12 protein-coding genes are annotated in these 16,030 nt (G+C 68.8%); 7 read left to right on the top strand and 5 right to left on the bottom strand.

The window, feature by feature from the left end; genetic code table 11:
* Positions 1-477 (bottom strand): hypothetical protein (locus tag FCU40_RS19595; RefSeq protein WP_168077244.1); only part of this gene is annotated, 477 nt, incomplete at its 3' end.
* 50 nt (positions 478-527) lie between these two features.
* On the bottom strand, positions 528-686 hold the full coding sequence (locus FCU40_RS19600) for a hypothetical protein (protein ID WP_168077246.1): 159 nt from the start codon (positions 684-686) through the stop codon (positions 528-530).
* A 393-nt stretch (positions 687-1,079) separates the two neighbouring features.
* On the opposite strand from FCU40_RS19600, the gene FCU40_RS19605 reads away from it, so the two are divergent.
* The 5 genes from FCU40_RS19605 (at position 1,080) to FCU40_RS19625 (ending at position 6,850) form a co-directional block, all read left to right on the top strand.
* Positions 1,080-1,601 carry an RNA polymerase sigma factor gene (locus FCU40_RS19605; RefSeq protein ID WP_241693657.1) on the top strand — a complete coding sequence of 174 codons (522 nt, stop codon included), beginning with the start codon at positions 1,080-1,082 and terminating at the stop codon, positions 1,599-1,601.
* An 85-nt stretch (positions 1,602-1,686) separates the two neighbouring features.
* Positions 1,687-2,664 (top strand): FecR domain-containing protein, encoded by a 978-nt coding sequence (locus FCU40_RS19610; protein ID WP_168077248.1) that lies wholly within the window; start codon positions 1,687-1,689, stop codon positions 2,662-2,664.
* Between the two features lie 105 nt (positions 2,665-2,769).
* Complete coding sequence (locus tag FCU40_RS19615) at positions 2,770-5,082, top strand: TonB-dependent receptor (RefSeq protein WP_168077250.1); 2,313 nt, start codon at positions 2,770-2,772, stop codon at positions 5,080-5,082.
* A 140-nt stretch (positions 5,083-5,222) separates the two neighbouring features.
* On the top strand, positions 5,223-6,065 hold the full coding sequence (locus FCU40_RS19620; RefSeq protein ID WP_004616448.1) for a glycosyltransferase family 2 protein: 843 nt from the start codon (positions 5,223-5,225) through the stop codon (positions 6,063-6,065).
* Between the two features lie 8 nt (positions 6,066-6,073).
* Complete coding sequence (locus FCU40_RS19625) at positions 6,074-6,850, top strand: polysaccharide deacetylase family protein (protein WP_168077252.1); 777 nt, start codon at positions 6,074-6,076, stop codon at positions 6,848-6,850.
* A 122-nt stretch (positions 6,851-6,972) separates the two neighbouring features.
* Here FCU40_RS19625 and FCU40_RS19630 read toward each other — a convergent pair whose 3' ends face one another.
* Both FCU40_RS19630 and FCU40_RS19635 read right to left on the bottom strand, forming a co-directional pair.
* Positions 6,973-7,098: a hypothetical protein gene (locus FCU40_RS19630; protein WP_004616452.1), complete on the bottom strand. Its 126-nt coding sequence runs from the start codon at positions 7,096-7,098 to the stop codon at positions 6,973-6,975.
* Between the two features lie 89 nt (positions 7,099-7,187).
* The gene (locus FCU40_RS19635) at positions 7,188-8,636 is read right to left on the bottom strand and encodes a YdiU family protein (RefSeq protein ID WP_168077254.1); all 1,449 of its coding nucleotides are present in this window, start codon (positions 8,634-8,636) and stop codon (positions 7,188-7,190) included.
* A gap of 246 nt (positions 8,637-8,882) precedes the next feature.
* On the opposite strand from FCU40_RS19635, the gene FCU40_RS19640 reads away from it, so the two are divergent.
* On the top strand, positions 8,883-11,405 hold the full coding sequence (locus FCU40_RS19640; RefSeq protein ID WP_168077256.1) for a TonB-dependent receptor: 2,523 nt from the start codon (positions 8,883-8,885) through the stop codon (positions 11,403-11,405).
* 226 nt (positions 11,406-11,631) lie between these two features.
* The gene (locus FCU40_RS19645) at positions 11,632-14,061 is read left to right on the top strand and encodes a M20/M25/M40 family metallo-hydrolase (protein ID WP_168077258.1); all 2,430 of its coding nucleotides are present in this window, start codon (positions 11,632-11,634) and stop codon (positions 14,059-14,061) included.
* Positions 14,062-14,065: 4 nt separating this feature from the next.
* Here FCU40_RS19645 and FCU40_RS19650 read toward each other — a convergent pair whose 3' ends face one another.
* Complete coding sequence (locus FCU40_RS19650; protein WP_168077260.1) at positions 14,066-15,934, bottom strand: AMP-binding protein; 1,869 nt, start codon at positions 15,932-15,934, stop codon at positions 14,066-14,068.
* Positions 15,935-16,030: the final 96 nt, after the last annotated feature.

Consider the following 16,030-nt stretch of genomic DNA (forward strand, 5'->3'; position numbering starts at 1 on the left):
CAGTTGGTCGGCCGTCGCCGCCGGCTCGCCCTTGCGCTGCCGGATCGACGACCAGGCCACCGTCTTGCCCGTGGCGGGGTCGACGACGGCCAGGGTGACGACGCGGACGGGGCCCTTACGGCTCCAGGGCCGAGCCTTGGGGGGCGCGCTGCGCCAGGCCGAGGCGTCCAGGGAACCCGAGGCGCTGGAAACGCCCAGACTCGACGGCGCGGTCGCCACGCCGACCTGGACCAGATAGGCGGACCCGGCCTTGCCGCCGCCGTTCGCGCCGCCCGCCGCCGCGCTCAGCCGCTCGACGGCGCGAGCCTGCACGGCCTTGGCGAAGGCCGCGTCGGCGCCGTCGGCCTGGCTGGCGAAAGGGGCGAGGCTGACGCCCCGCAGCGCGGAAAGGTCGCCCTGCCCCACCGCGCGGGGCGCGGCGCACGCGCTCAGCATCGCCAGGCACGCGCCGGCCAGAACAAGAACGCGTCCGCGCATGATCAATCGCCCCCAGGTGTCTTCAATGTCGGAACGATAGCGCCGCCGGCTCAGGCCAGCCAGGCGTGAATGACCGCCGCCGCCACGAACAGCAGCGCCCAGATCAAAGCCGCCGCGGCGACGACCAGAGGAGCCGGAGACCAGACGCGTCGCGGCTTCGCAACGCCGGTGGCGGAAACGCCCGGCCGTGTCGCGCCGTACTGGGCCATGGCTCGACCTAAACTCCCCTCGCTCGATGAAGAAGAGGACTAAAAGCAAGACGGCCGCCGCGCCAAGGCGCGATCGCCCCGCCTTTACAATGGATTACATTGTCGCCAGGCCGACCTCTTCCCCCGCGCGCGCGGCAAGCGCCCGCCGCGACATTTCGTCACGGGTCCGACTTGGCAAACCCGAATTGGGCTCTCTTCCCGCGCGAAATCTCTCGCGCGGGAACCCAAGCGTCGCCATGGGCCTTTTTCCGCCATGCTGATCGGCTTATTTGCGCCGCGAGGCGGGAAAGGCGTCTTCGCAACTAAGCGATCGTCTTTCCGTAAAAAAGATGGATAGTGCCGCCCCGGGAAAAGGGGCGGCGATTGGCTGACGCGGGTGGTGACCTTTTGAGCGTGACGGACTCGGACAAGGCCGTTCTGCTGGGCCTGTACGAGGAAAAGCGCGCCAATCTGGTGCGCTTCTTCGCCGCGCGCCTGGGCTCTCGCGCCGAGGCCGAGGATCTCGTCCAGGATCTCTATATCCGCATCAGCGGCATGGAGAATCTCGGTCCCGTCGATAATCCCTCGGCGCTGTTGCACAGGATCGGCTCGAACCTGATGCTGGACCGGATGCGCAGCCAGAAGCGCGCCGGGGCGCGCGACAACGATTGGCGCGCCGTCAACACCTCGACCATCGCCGGACATGAAGTGACCGACGAGCCCCCCGCCGACGAAGTGGTGGCTGGACGCCAGCGGCTGCGCGCCTTGGTCGAAGCGGTTCAAGAGCTGCCGGAAAAGACCCGTCAGGCCTTCCAGCTGCACAAGCTGGACGGCCACAGCCACGCTGAGACAGCGCGTCGCATGGGAATCAGCGTCAGCACGGTGGAAAAACATATCAGCTCCGCTCTGAAGACGCTCACGAGGCGGCTGCGATGAATTATGCGGACGCACATGGGGGACGATGCTTCGCGGCGACGTCTACGGTCTTGGGGATGATGGATCCTCGTCGGAGCAACGCCGGATGAGCCGGTCAGCGCAACATCTGCAAGAGGCGGCCGAGTGGCTGACCCGACTGCAGCGGCCGGAGGTCGAAGAGACCGACTGGCTGGCGTTCGACGCCTGGCTGATCGAGCCGGGCGCTCAGGCGGCGTATGACGCCGTCCAGGCCATCGACGAGGAAATCTTTCAGCGCGGTTCGGCCCTCCGGGGGGAATTGGCCGAACCGAGGCGCGCCGCGGCCAAGCGGGCCTTTTCGATCGACTGGCGTTGGCTGGGCGGTCTGGGCGTCGCGGGGGCCGCGGCGGCCGTCGCCCTGGCCATCGCGCCCTGGGGCGAGATGCTGCCGCAGGCCGACACGCTGTATTCCACGGCCCGGGGCGAAAGCCGCGGCGTGCAGTTGGCCGACGGCAGCCACATCGACCTGAACACCGACTCCCGCATTTCGGTGCGTCTCGAAAAGGACGCCCGCCGCGTCACGGTTCATGACGGCCAGGCGCTTTTCGACGTGGCCCACGATAAGGCCCGTCCCTTCCTGATCAGCGCCGGCGACGAAACCGTGCGCGTGGTCGGCACCAAGTTCGACGTCCGTCGTCGCGACGGCCAACTCAGCGTCACCGTGCTGCGCGGCTTGGTCGAGGTCTCGACCGACGGCGACGACACCCCCGTTCGTCTGCGCCCGGGCCAGATGCTGGAACATGTGGAAGGCGCCTCGGGCGTCACCGTCACCAATGTTTCGGCCGATGACCAGGTCGGCTGGCGCTCGGGCCGCCTAATCTATCGCGACCAGCCGCTCAGCCGGATCGTCGCGGACATGAATCACTATTTCGACCGCCCCGTTCGCCTCGAGGGTGAAAACACCGCCGCGCTCCGCTTCTCTGGCGTATTGATCGTGGATGGTCAGGATGCGATGGTCCGTCGCTTGACCAGCCTGATGCCGATTTCGGCGACGCCGACCGATGATGCGATTGTCCTGCGCGGAAGGCCGTCCGCCCCGAATTGACGTTCTTGAGCGGGTCCGCCCCTGAGCCGGGCCCTGCTCCTCGTCGCCGCCAGCATTCTGGGCCTGGGCGTCAGCGGTCGCAACGCGATCGCCGCCGACGCGCGCGTGCGTCTGGACATCCGCAAGGCCACCGTCGCCGAAACCTTGATCGACCTGGGCGCGCGCATGGGCGTGTCAATGGGCGGCGTCGAGGCCTGCAAGGGCAAGGCCACGCCGTTGTCGGGCCAGTTCACCCTGCGCGAGGCGCTTGACCGCGTCATCCGCGACCGGGGCTGCGCCTACGCCTTTGTCGACAGCCGCACGATCCGCTTCACCGCCGCGCGTCCCGCCGCCCCCGAGCGCGCGGTGATCGCCGTGCGCGCGCCCTCGACGGACGAACCGATCGCCCCCCTGGCGCCGCTGATCATCAGCGCCGGCAAGCGTCCGGCGCGCCTGGGCAGCCTGCCGGGCGGCGTCAGCGTGATCGGGTCTCCTCAGTTGCAAGACACCGGTGTCGACGAGACCGGCTCGGTGGCTCGCCAGACGGCCGGCTTCATCACCACCAACCTCGGCGCGGCGCGCAACAAGATCCTGCTGCGCGGCCTGTCGGACGGCACGTTCACCGGGCGAACCCAATCGACGGTCGGCACCTATCTCGACGATGTCCCGGTCAACTATAACGCGCCCGATCCCGACCTGCGCCTGATCGACGTCGACCGCGTCGAGGTGCTGCGCGGCCCGCAGGGGGCGCTTTATGGCGGCGGCTCGCTGAGCGGCATCTATCGGATCGTCACCCGAGCGCCCGAGCTTGGCGCCTATTCGGCCTCGGTCACGGCCGCCTACGCCTTCACCGAATCCGGCTCGCCCAGCCACCGTCTGGAAGGCGTGGCCAACGTGCCCATCGGCCAGAAGTCGGCCCTGCGCGGCGCCTACTACTACGACGTCGATGGCGGCTATCTGGACGACGTCAATCTCCGCCTGTCCAACGTCGACAAGACCACGCGCCGGGGCGGTCGCCTGGCGTGGCGCGCGGAGCTTGGCCAATGGGAAGTCAAGCTCGCCGCCGCCGGCCAGAAGGTCTCGTCCAACGACACCCAGTACGTGACCCTGGCGCCCGGCGGCCCCCGCCGCGCGAACCAGGTGCGCGAAACCCACTACAACCGCCTCGCCGAGACCTCGCTGCGGATCAGCGGGTCGGGCGACTGGGGCCGTTTCGTCTCGGTGACCGGCTATGTCGATCACCAGTACGCCAGTCGCTACGACGCCACCCTGGCCGTCACCCAGTTCGACGGACGCGCCGTGGAGCTGGGCCTCTACGACGAGCTGGCCCATGTGCGCATGGCCGTCGAGGACGCCCTCTATACCGGTCCCGCGGTCGGCCGCTTCCGCTGGATGATCGGCGCCTTCACGGCGACCAGCATCGAGCAGGGCGACGCCGAGCTGCGGGCCCGCTCCAGCGGCGTGACCCGCAGCGTCTATGACGAGGACCGCAAGGACCGGCTGAACGAATACGCCCTCTATGGCGAAGCGACCTACGACCTGGGCGGCGGCTGGAAGATCGCGGCGGGCGGGCGGTCGTTCAAGACGACGGTGCACACCCGATCCTATGTGCTGGCCCCGCCGCCCGGCCAGTCGCGCGACCTGGATCGCAAGGCCACCTTCAACGGCTTCTCGCCCAAGCTGTCGCTGCAGCGCGACCTGGCCGGCGGCGGCCTGATCTACATCCTGACCTCGGAAGGCTATCGCGCCGGGGGCTTCAACTCCGGGGGACTGGCCAAGCCCAGCGCCAGCCTGCGGGTCTTCAGCCCCGATCATCTGCGCAACTACGAGGTCGGGGCGACGCTCAACCCCTGGAATGGACGGGTCAACCTGCGCACGGCCTTGTTCTACGACGACTGGCGCGACATCCAGACCGACCAGTATTTCAGCTCGGGCCTGTCCTACACGGCCAATATCGGCAATGGCCGCAACAAGGGCCTGGAGGTGGAAGCCGCCTGGCGCGCCACGCGGCATCTGACGATTTCGGGCAACGCCTTGTTCAACCGCCCCAAGCTGACCAACATCGCGCCGGGCTATGGCATCGCCAACACGGCCAGCCTGCCCGGCGTTCCCGACGTCTCGTTCGGCAGTTTGATTACCTACCAGCGCGCGATCCTGACGCACGCCACCCTGATGCTGACCGCCGAGACCGGCTATATCGGCAAGTCGCGCCTGACCTTCGATCCGCGCTACTCGCCGTCGATGGCCGGCTACTACACCGGCAAGCTTTCGGCCCAGGTGATGACCGACCGGTGGCGCGCGGCGCTGTTCGTCAGCAACCCCTGGAACAGCTCCAGCGACACCTTCGCCTATGGCAACCCCTTCAGCTTCGGCCAGGTGCGCCAGGTCACGCCGCAACGCCCGCGCACGTGGAGCTTTTCACTGACGGCCAATTTCTAGTCACGAAAAACCCGGATTGGGGACGCCGTCACAAAGCTTACGAGATTCTTAAAAGCGCGCCCTGGGGGGCGGCCCGATCTCGCGGCGTCATCACATCGAGGGTGATCGCGGGGGCGTGATCGCTCAGACGAGGAACCGTGATGGCCAAGCTTTCGGCGCTCATTTGCGTCCACAACGAAGAGCAGCGCCTGCCCGCCTGCCTGGCGGCTCTGTCGTTCTGCGATGAGATCGTCGTGGTCGCCGACCGTTGCAGCGACGGCACCGAAGCCATCGCCCGCCAGTACGGCGCCGTCGTCGTATCGGGCATCTTCCCGATCGAAGGCCCCCGCAAGCACGCCGGCATCGCCCGTTGCACCGGCGACTGGATTCTGGAGCTGGACGCCGACGAAGGCGTGACCCCCGCCTTCGCCCAGGAAATCCGCGACACCGTCGAGCGCGCCGACGCCGCCGACTGGTACCAGATCCCGATCGACAACTATGTCGGCGACCAACTGGTTCGCCACGGTTGGGGCGGCTCGTTCGGCACCGCGTCGGCCGCGCGCCTGTTCCGTCGCGGCATGAAGTCGTGGAAGGCCGAGCGCGTCCATCCGGGCGCCAAGCTGGACGGCGTGTCGGGCGGTCGCCTGACCCAACCGCTGCGGCACATGGTCGACGAGGATATCGCCGACATGTTCGCTCGCCTGGGCCGCTACACCGCCCTGAAGGCCCAGGATCTGGCCGACAGCGGCAAGATCAAGAGCGTGGGCGACGACGCCTTCCGGGGCGTGCGCCGGTTCTTCAAGTGCTACGTCTCGCGCAAGGGCTACAAGGAAGGCGAGCTGGGCTTCCTGATCGCGCTGATGGCCGCCCTCTATCCGATCCTGTCGAACCTCCGGGCCCGTGAAATTCTGCGCACGCGCGCCAAGGCCAGCCTGGCCGAGACGCGCCCCGCCCCGGCCCCAACCCGCCTGCCGCTGCGCCGCGTCGAGGTCGTCGGACAATAGACCCGCCCATGCTGGCGCGTTCGCCCCTGGTCTTCCGCCTGGCGCTGGGACCGGAACTCCATCTCTGGGCCAAGGCAGGCCGAACGCCCGTGCTTTGGTGGCGTGACGACGACGCGCGCGAGCCCACACCCGCGCTGGAGAGGCTTCTGGACCTGTCGCGGCGGCATGGCGCCCCGTTGACGGTCGCGGCCGTCGCCGGGCCGAACCTGGCCTCCCTGGTGCGTCGGTGCCAAGACCAGCCCGATATCGAGATCGCCGTGCACGGCTTCCAGCACATCAATCGCCAGCCGGAAGGCCAAGGCTTCGGCGAGGTCGTCGAGAGCGACAGCGTGGACTGGGTTCTCGACCAGCTACAGGCCACGGTGACGCGGTTCCACGACGCCGGCGCCGCGCCGACCCTGTTCGTGCCGCCATGGAATAATCTGAAGCCGCAGCTGATCACCGCCCTGTCCGAGACGCCCATCCGCGCGGTCTCGGGCTTCGCGCAAGGCGTCAGCGAAGCGGACGGCGTCTCGCGCCTCGACGCCCATTTGGACGTGCTGCGCTGGAAGGGCGGCGCGCGGTTTCGCGGGACCTGGCGCTTTCTGGCGCGGATGCGCAAGCTGCTGGCCCAGCGTCGCGTCACAGGCCAATGGAGTCAGCCGATCGGTCTATTGACCCATCATCTGGACCATGACGAAGACGCTTGGCGCTTCCTGGACAGCTTCATGGGCGCGTTCCGCGTGGAGGCGCGTCGGGGCCTGCAGCTCCGGACCCTCGCCGAGCCGACGGCGCTCAGCGCGTAGAACGTTAGAGCGTGATAGCCGAAAGTGTAAGCGGTTTCGGCGGTTATCACGCTCTAAATGTTTGATTTAGAGCCTTATTTTTCCGCTCGAATGATTCCATTCGAGCGGATAAGGCTCTAGGCTCAGGCCGGCTCGGGGCGGTCGCGCAGGCATTCGCCGATGGCGCGGGCGCAACCCGGGATGCCCAGGGCGCCGACGAACGACATGGCCACGGCGCAGACCAGCATGATCGGTTGGAAGAAGCGCATCTGGTCTCTCCATGCAGCGTTCATCAGGCCACTCTGCCGAAGTTGTAAGACGGAACCTTGACGATTGTTCCGGATGCGCACGAAAAAATTCAGCTCGCGGCTTTTTTGTCGCCGCCCGCCCCCAGGTCGTAGGCCCTTCTCGCCGACTCGATCCGGTCCAGCTTGGCGTGAAGCGGCCCCCAATCGTCTTCCGCGGCGATCGGGGCCCAGAGTGATTCGACCTCCTCGATAATCAGTTCCTCGGGCTCCGGTCGCTGGAAGACCGGATCGGCCAGACGCTCGGGCCGGTCGGGCTCGAACGCCGCCAGTCGTCGACGGAAGATCTCGAAGGCTTCCGCGCGGTAGAGCTCGGCGCGCGGACCGTCCATCGCCCGGCCGGTCGAGGCGTCGCCGCCGAACCAGTCAAAGAAGAACGGCTCCCACCGCAACCCCTCCCCGCCCTCGGCGAGGGCCCGGAAGGCGCTGTTGACCAGCTCGATATCGGCCTCGGCCCCTCGGCTCCGGACGCCCAGCCGATCCAGGATCGCGGCCCGCAAAGCGGTCCGATAGGCGTCGGAAAAGCCGTTCAGGGCCGCGAGCAAGCCTTGCTGATCGGTGACCAGGGTCAGGCAGGCCGCCAGTTGCTGAAGGTTCCAGAACACCGCCTCGGGCTGACGGCCGAAGCTATAGAGGCCCTGGTGGTCGAAATAGGCGGCCGTGAAGTTCGGATCGTTGCGCGGCAGGAAGCGCCAGGGCCCGTAGTCGAAGCTTTCGCCGGTCACCACCATGTTGTCGGTGTTGAGCACCCCGTGCACGAAGCCCGCCGCCATCCAGCGGGCCAGCAGGCGCGCGCTGGCGGCGACCACCGCCTCCATCAGCGCCGCCGGCCGATCCGGCGCGTCCGCCAGCTCCGGATAGTAGAGCTCGACCACATGGTCGATCAGCCGGACGATCAGGTCGCGCCGCTCGAAATAGGCCAGGCGCTGGAACGTCCCGAACCGGATATGGCTGTGCGACAGGCGGGTCAGGACGGCCGAGCGCGTCGGACTGGGCTCGTCCCCGCGCGTCAGCGCCTCGCCGGTCTCGATCAGCGAAAAGGCCCGCGACGTCGGCGCGCCCAGCGCCTCCAGCAGCGTGGCGGCCAGGATCTCGCGCACCCCGCCCTTCAGGGTCAGGCGACCATCGCCGGCCCGCGACCACGGCGTCTGGCCAGAACCCTTGGTCGCCAGGTCCAGCAGGCGGTCCGTCCCGCGCTCCCGGGCCTGGGCGAACAGGAAGCCCCGTCCGTCGCCGAGGTCGGGGTTGTAAACGCGGAACTGGTGGCCGTGATAGCGCATGGCCAGCGGGACCGACTGGTTGTCCGGCAGCGGATCGAAGCGGCCGAAGTGACGGATCCAGGCGGCGTCATCCAGCGCCTCCAGCCCCACGGTCGCGGCCGCCCGATCGTTGCGGAAGCGCAGGACGGTCTCCGGGAAATCGGCCGGCTGGACCGGATCGGCGAAGTCGCCTCCCAAGGCCTGGAAACGCGGGTCAGGACGGTAGGCGGGCGTGAAGCTCATGGTCGCCAGATGAGGCCGGCTCGCCCCTCGCGCAAGGCCGTTTCGAATTTCGATGACGCCACGGGAACATTGTCGCTTCCCGGCAACAGACTGTCACGGAACCTTAGGAAAAAAGGGAATTTTGCTTGCCGAGGCCGGGAGCGGCGCCTAACCCTTTGCTATCCATTCGAACAATCGTTCGGGCGGAGCAACGAAAAACGAGCCGGGGGCGGGCAAGCGCTCTTGGCCAAACAACCGAGGTAGGAAATGCGCTTCACCCAGGTGCTTTGCGGCACTGCGTCCGCTGTCGTCCTCGCCGGTCTTGGCGCCGCCAGCGCCGCGCAGGCCCAACAAGCCGCGAGCGACGTCCAAACCGTCGACAGCATCGTCGTCACCGCCCAGAAGCGGGAACAGAACCTGCAGGACGTGCCGGTCGTCGTGACCGCCGTCGGCGCCAAGCTGCTGCAAGACACCGGCGTCAAGGACATCAAGGATCTGACGATCCTGACCCCCGGCCTGACGGTCACCTCGACCTCGTCGGAGGCCTCGACCACCGCGCGCGTGCGCGGCGTCGGCACCGTCGGCGACAACCCCGGCCTGGAAAGCTCGGTCGGCGTGGTGATCGATGGCGTCTATCGTCCCCGCAACGGCGTCGGTTTCGGCGACCTGGGCGAGATGGAGCGGATCGAAGTGCTGAAGGGGCCGCAAGGCACCCTGTTCGGCAAGAACACCTCGGCCGGCGTCATCAACGTCGTCACCAAGCAGCCCGAGTTCAATTTCGGCGCCAATGGCGAGCTGACCTTCGGCAACTACAACGCCAAGGGCGTGGCCCTGTCGGTCACCGGTCCGCTGGCCGGCGACAAGCTGGCCGGCCGCCTCTACGTCGCCGGTCGCAAGCGCGACGGCTTTAACGACGTGGTCACCGGCCAGGGTCCCTCCAAGCGCGACCAGGACGCCGATTCCAACTTCTACACCGTGCGCGGCCAGTTGCTGTTCATCCCGGATGACAAGGCCACGTTCCGCGTGATCGGCGACTACACCAAGCGCAACGAGAACTGCTGCGGCGCGGTGCAGATCCGCACCGGTCCGACCGCAGGCATCCTGGCCCTGGTCTCGGGTCAGGCCACGCCGGTTGCCACGACCGCCAACCCCTACGCCCGGATCGCCTATTCGAACCGCGGCGCTCCGGCCACGATCACGGACAAGGGCGTGTCGCTGCAAGGCGACATCGAGCTGCCGATCGGCACGCTGACCAGCGTCTCGGCCATTCGCCAGTGGCGGACCGACAACGGCCAGGACTCCGACTTCAGCCTCGCCGACCTGGCCTATCGCAACAAGGACGGCACCAACTACTCGAAGTTCACCACCTACAGCCAGGAACTGCGCCTGGCCGGCAAGACCGACAAGTTCGACTGGATGGTCGGGACCTTCCTGGCGGACGAACGCCTGGAGAACCGCACCAACTTCCTCTACGGCAATGACTACGAGCAGTATCTGGGCCGCCTGCTGTCACGCTCGGCGGCCAATCCGGCCGGCATCGCCAACTTCATCGCTCTTCTGCTGAACCGCGCGCCGAACACCTCGTTCCCCGCCGGCCAGGGCATCTATGACCGCTACGACCAGCGCGCCCGTTCGATCGCCCTGTTCACCAACGACACCTGGCACGTGACCGACGCGTTCGAGATCACGGGCGGCCTGCGCTACACCTCGGAAGACAAGAAGCTCAACACCTACCAGACCAACAGCGACGGCGGCGTCGGCTGCGGCACGGCGCTGTCGCCGGCCGGCCAGGCCCGCATCGCCGGCATCGTCGGCGCGGCCAACGCCGGCGTGGTGATCGGCAACCTCTGCCTGCCCTGGGCCAACCCGCTGTTCAACGGCCGCGGCACCGTCCAGACCCGCACCGAGAAGGAGTGGAGCGGCACGATCAAGGCTTCGTACCGCATCTCGCCGGAGGTCTTCACCTACGCCTCCTACGCGCGCGGCTACAAGGGCGGCGGCTACAACCTGGACCGCACCCAGTCGTCGAACGGTCTGCCCTCGGGCGCGGCCGGCGTGGCGCCGATCTACGACACCTCGTTCCCGGGCGAGTTCGTCGACAGCTACGAAATCGGCCTGAAGAACACGCTGTTCCACCGCACCGTGCTGTTCAATGTCAGCGGCTTCTATCAGAAGTTCACCGACTTCCAGCTCAACACATTCCTGGGCACCTCGTTCGTGGTTCGCTCGATCCCCGAGGTCACCTCCAAGGGTGTCGACGCCGACTTCCTGTGGTTCACCCCGATCCACGGCCTGACGGTCCAAAGCGGCTTCACCTACGCCGACACCAAGTACGGCAAGCAGCCGATCCCGAACGATCCAGGCAACGCCCTGGCGCTGCTGCCCGGCAGCAACCTGTCGCTGGCTCCGAAGTACTCGGCCTCGGGCTCGCTGACCTACGAGACCCCGGTCGGCGACAACCTGAAGGCCCGCTTCAACATCGGCGCCAAGTACTCCAGTTCGTACAACACCGGCTCGGACCTGTTCCCGCCCAAGATGCAGAAGGCCTACACGGTCGTGAACGGCCGCATCGGGCTCGGCTCGGCCGACGACCACTGGACCGTCGAACTGTGGGCTCAGAACCTGTTCAACGAGAAGTACATGCAGGTCGCCTTCAACGGCACCCTGCAAGGCTCCTCGGGGCTCAGCGCCACGCAGAACACCTACAACCCGGCGCTGGACACCATCACCTACGATGCGTTCCTCGGCGCGCCGCGCACCTACGGCGTGACCCTGCGCTCGAAGTTCTAACCGGGAGGGGGACACCGGCGGGCGACTGGGAACAGGGCCCGTCGGCTTTCGGGAGCGGGAAGGGCGATCCGGGGGACCGGGTCGCCCTTTTCCGTGCGCGGTCCCCAAGCGAACAGGCTCCGTCCCCTGAAAATTCGCGACGCGTCGTCGACGCGGGGTTTGCGATCGGGCCGCATCACATCAGCATGGGCGCGGGGGAATCGTTCGAAGCGTCGGAGCCGCGCCCATGAAGACGATCCGCTTTCTGGGGTTCTGGATCTGCCTCGTCCTGGGCCTGGCCCTGGGGAGCTGGAGCCAGCGGCCGCCGGCGCCGGTCGCCGCCAACGCGCCCGAGACCGCGTTCTCCGCCGAGCGCGCGTTCGTCGACGTCGCCGCCATCGCCCAGAAGCCCCACCCCGCCGGCTCGGCCGAGATCGCCAAGGTCCGCGACCATCTGCTGGCCCGCATCGCCGCGGTGGGGCTGGAGGTCTCGGTCCATCCCGGTGAGGGCTTCCTGTCGCGCAATGGCCCCGACGGCCAGCCTCCGCGCGCCCTGACCGTGGCCGCCGTGCAGAACCTGGTCGGCGTCCTGCCCGGCAAGGACCGCGACCTGCCGGCGGTCCTGGTGATGAGCCACTATGACTCGGCCCCCAACTCGCCCGGCGCCGCCGACGACACGGCCGGCGTGGCCGCCGCCCTGGAGATCGCCCGCGCCCTGAAGGCCGGCGCCCAGCCGCTCCGCGACGTCATCTTCCTGTTCACCGACGCCGAGGAACCGGGCCTGCTGGGCGCCGACGCCTTCTTCGGCCGCGACCCGCTGCTGAACCATGTGGGCCTGGTGGTGAACATGGAGGCGCGCGGCGACGCCGGTCGGGCGGCGATGTTCCAGACCGGTCCGGACAACGGGTCGCTGATGCGGGTCTTCGCCAGCGCCGCCAAGGCGCCGTCGGCCAATTCGCTGGCCTCGACGGTGTATGGCAAGATGCCCAATGACACCGATTTCACCCACGCAGTGCGCAAGGGCCTGCCGGGCCTGAACCTGGCCTTCATCGACGACCAGCTGGCCTATCACACGCCGCTGGCCACGCCCGCCCATCTCGAGAAGGGCAGCCTGCAGCATATCGGCGACCAGACCCTGCCGACCGTGCGCGCCCTGGCCGACGCCGCCGCGCTGCCGGCCAAGACGCCCGACGCCATCTATTCCGACCTGCTGGGCCTGGTGCTGATCAGCTATCCGCCGGTGGTGGGCTGGGTGCTGCTGGGCGTGATCGCCTTCCTGATCGGCTTCACGGCCTCGCGCACCCTGGCCGCCGGCGCCGCCAGCGGCTGGGAGATCGGCCGAGGCGCGGCGGGCCTGCTGCTGATCGGCTCCAGCGCCGCTCTGGCGCTGCACCTGGTCGGGCGCGCCTTGGCCATCCAGGACGCCCAGACGCTCTATCGCCTGCTGACGCGCTTCGATCCTCTGCTCTGGGGCGCGGCCAGCATCGCGGTCGCCGCCGGCCTGGCGGTCGCCACGGCCCAGGCGCGGGGGGCCAACCGGATCATCCCCTGCGTCGTCGCCCTGGCTCTCGGCGGCGCGTGCAGCCTGGCCGGCGGCCTCGACGCGGTCGGCCTGGGTCTCGGCGTCGCGACCTGCGTGTTCGGCCTGGCGGCGTTGGGGCAAAGAACCGGCGCCCTGGGCGCCTGGATCGGCGGGATGATCGTGCTGCTGGCCCTGTCGATCGCGGCCCAGGTTCTGGCCCCGGGCGCGACGGTGATGTTGGTCTGGCCGCTGCTGGTCGCCGCCCTGGGCGCGGCCCTGGTCATCGGCGTCGGCGGCACGCGCGACAAGCGGGCGGCCCTGGCCCTGACCGTCGTCGTCGGCCTGCTGGCCATCCTCTCGACCGCCCAGCTGACCGCCTGGGGCGCGTGGACCTTCGCCGGCGTCGGCCTGATGGAGCCGGCGATCCTGGCCCTGTTCGCCATGCTGGCCGCCCCGGCCCTGTCGCCCCTGGTCCATGACTTCGCCGCGACCCGCTGGGCCTGGCGCGCCGCCGGCGTGCTGGTCGTGGCGGGGCTGGGCCTGATCGCCAACGCCGATCGCGTGGGCGGCGACGCCGCGCGACCGGCCGTGACCCACGCCATTCAGGTCGCCGACCTCTCGACCGGCAAGGCCTGGCGGCTGACCGAGGCCGCCAAGCTGGACGCCTGGACCAAGGCGGCCCTGCCCGACGACGGCGGTTCGGATCCGAAGAAGCAGGCCCTGCCGCCGTTCTGGCCGCATCCGGTCTGGATTTCCGAGAGCCGCCCCGCCCCGGTCGCCCCGCCGCAGCTGACCGTGGACCGCAGCGACGACCGCCTGCTGATCCGCCTGATCCCCGCCCCCGGCGCGGAGCTTGTCAGCCTGCGTCTGCGTCCCAGCGGCCAGCTCACCCAGCCGCGCCTGAACGGACGTCCGGTCACGCTGGCGACCGCCCCCGGCGCCTGGTCCAGCCTGACCTATTACGCGCCCGACCCGAACGGCGTGACGCTCAGCTTCACGGCTTCGGCGCCCGGCAAGATCGAGGTCGCGGCCCTGGAATATCACGACGGCTGGCCCGCGACCGCCAAGGCCCCGCCGGCCAAGCCGCCCGGCCTGATGGCCATCGGCCAGTCGGACAAGACCGCGGTGCTGGTGCGGGCCGGGATGAGCTGGTGAGGCGTCAGACGGCGAAGACGCCGTCGCCCGGCGTCTTGGCGTAAAGCGCCTCGACCCGATCGGCCCGCCGCTCCAGCGTCGCGCGCTGGTTCACGTAGCCCTTGTCGGTGATCTCGCCCGCGTCGATCGAGGGCGGCTCGGTCAGCAGGGTGAAGCGCCCGATCCGCCGCGACGAACCGCCGGCGGCGTCGTTGAAGGCCGAGAGCCGCTCGCGGACGATGGCGACCAGCTTCTCCAGCGGCGTCCCCGGCCCCGGGTCGGCGACCAGCGCCGCCAGTCCGGCCGGCGAGGGCCACAGCATCGCGCCGATGAACGGCTTGTCCTGCCCGGTGATCACCGCGTCGTGGATGTAGGGGCTGCAGGCGGCGACGATGTCGGGCCGCAGCACACCGACGCTGACCCAGGTGCCGCTGTCCAGCTTGAAGTCCTCGGTCACCCGGCCGTCGAACACCAGGCCCTTGGCCGGGTCCTCGGGATCGACGAACCGCGCCGCGTCACCCAGCTTGTAGAAGCCCTCCTCGTCGAAGGCCGCCGCCGTCCTTTCCGGGTCCTTGTGGTAGCCGGCCGCCACGGTCGGTCCCTTGACCCGCACCTCGTACTTTGAGCCGCTGGGCGCCAGCTTCAGTTGGATGCCCGGCAGCGGCAGGCCCACCAGCCCGACCCGCTCGGTGACCCAGTGGGTGACGGTGACGCCTTGCGTCTCGGTCGCGCCATACATCGTCGTCAGCGGGATGCGCTGGCCGGTCTCGGCCACGGCGAGCGCCTGGATCCGCTCATAGACGTCGTTGGACAGCGTCGCGCCGCCATAGCCCATGTAGCGCAGGTTCTTGAAAAACGCGCGCCGCAGGACGGGATCGTTCTCCATCGCCTCGGCCAGCATCGAAAAGGCGATCGGCGCCGAGCCGAACACGGCCGGCGAGACCTCGTAAAGGTTCTTGATCGTCGTCTCGAACAGGCCCGGCAGCGGTTTGCCCTCGTCGATATGCAGCGTGCCGCCGGCCCAGATCACCGCGTTGAAGCCGATATTGCCGGCCGAGATGTGGCTCCAGGGCATCCATTCCAGGCTCTGCGGGACCTCTCCGGTCTCGGGCTCGGCCAGCCTCAGCCCCTCCTGGCCGGCGATGACGCCCGCCATCATGCCGTGGGTCTGCGGCACGGCCTTGGGCAGGCCGGTCGAGCCGGAGGTGAACAGGAACTTGGCCACGGTGGCCGGACCGACCGCCTCGCGCGCCGCCGCGACGGCCGGCGTCGGCGGCGTCGCGGCGACCTCGGCGAACGGGATCGCCCCCTCGCCGATCCCGTCGACCGTCACCAGGACGAGGGTCGGGTCGATGGCTCTCAGCGTCTCCAGGGCCTTGGCGAACAGCGCGCCGCTCTGGGCGAAGACGACGCGCGGCGCGACCTTCTCGAAACAGTGCCGGAGCTTGGCGTGGTCGGTCGAGATCAGGCTGTAGGCCGGGCTGATCGGCGCGGCCGGGACCCCAGCGGCATAGGCGCCCAGCGTCATCAGGGCGTGCTCGATCGAATTGCCCGACAGGATCATGACGCTGTCGGCGCCCGTCAGGCCCTGGTCCAGCAGCCATTGGGCCAGGCCCTCGACCGCGCGATGGGCCTGGCCGTAGGTGACTTCGCGCCAAGGACCGTGATTGGGTTCGCGCTGCTTGATGTACGGACGATCCGGATGCGCGGCGGCCTTCTCCGCGATCAGGTGGGCGATCGAGCGCGGCCCCTCCCCGGGCGCGTGGTTCGAGGTGATCACGATCGTCCCGTCGGCGCGCCGCTCGACGCTGACGTCGGGACCCTTCATCGGCAGGGGCTTGAAGGCGACCGTGCTGGCGTCGCGCGACGGCGACGCGCCATCCGGCGGCGTCATGGTCTCACTCCCTGGTTATCGTTGTTCTGTGGGCCTTGACGGTAACGGAAAGCCCGCGCGCGGCAAGGTTGACGTTCGGGGAGGAGAGGTCAGCCC

This window comes from Caulobacter sp. SSI4214 (assembly GCF_012184455.1).
GTDB classification, from domain to species: domain Bacteria; phylum Pseudomonadota; class Alphaproteobacteria; order Caulobacterales; family Caulobacteraceae; genus Caulobacter; species Caulobacter vibrioides_E.

Bases quoted from the DNA above. Each gene is read 5' to 3' on its own strand.
- FCU40_RS19600 (WP_168077246.1), bottom strand. From the start codon at position 686: ATGGCCCAGTACGGCGCGACACGGCCGGGCGTTTCCGCCACCGGCGTT.
- FCU40_RS19610 (WP_168077248.1), top strand. From the start codon at position 1,687: ATGAGCCGGTCAGCGCAACATCTGCAAGAGGCGGCCGAGTGGCTGACC.
- FCU40_RS19620 (WP_004616448.1), top strand. From the start codon at position 5,223: ATGGCCAAGCTTTCGGCGCTCATTTGCGTCCACAACGAAGAGCAGCGC.
- FCU40_RS19625 (WP_168077252.1), top strand. From the start codon at position 6,074: ATGCTGGCGCGTTCGCCCCTGGTCTTCCGCCTGGCGCTGGGACCGGAA.
- FCU40_RS19630 (WP_004616452.1), bottom strand. From the start codon at position 7,098: ATGCGCTTCTTCCAACCGATCATGCTGGTCTGCGCCGTGGCCATGTCG.
- FCU40_RS19635 (WP_168077254.1), bottom strand. From the start codon at position 8,636: ATGAGCTTCACGCCCGCCTACCGTCCTGACCCGCGTTTCCAGGCCTTG.
- FCU40_RS19640 (WP_168077256.1), top strand. From the start codon at position 8,883: ATGCGCTTCACCCAGGTGCTTTGCGGCACTGCGTCCGCTGTCGTCCTC.
- FCU40_RS19645 (WP_168077258.1), top strand. From the start codon at position 11,632: ATGAAGACGATCCGCTTTCTGGGGTTCTGGATCTGCCTCGTCCTGGGC.
- FCU40_RS19650 (WP_168077260.1), bottom strand. From the start codon at position 15,934: ATGACGCCGCCGGATGGCGCGTCGCCGTCGCGCGACGCCAGCACGGTC.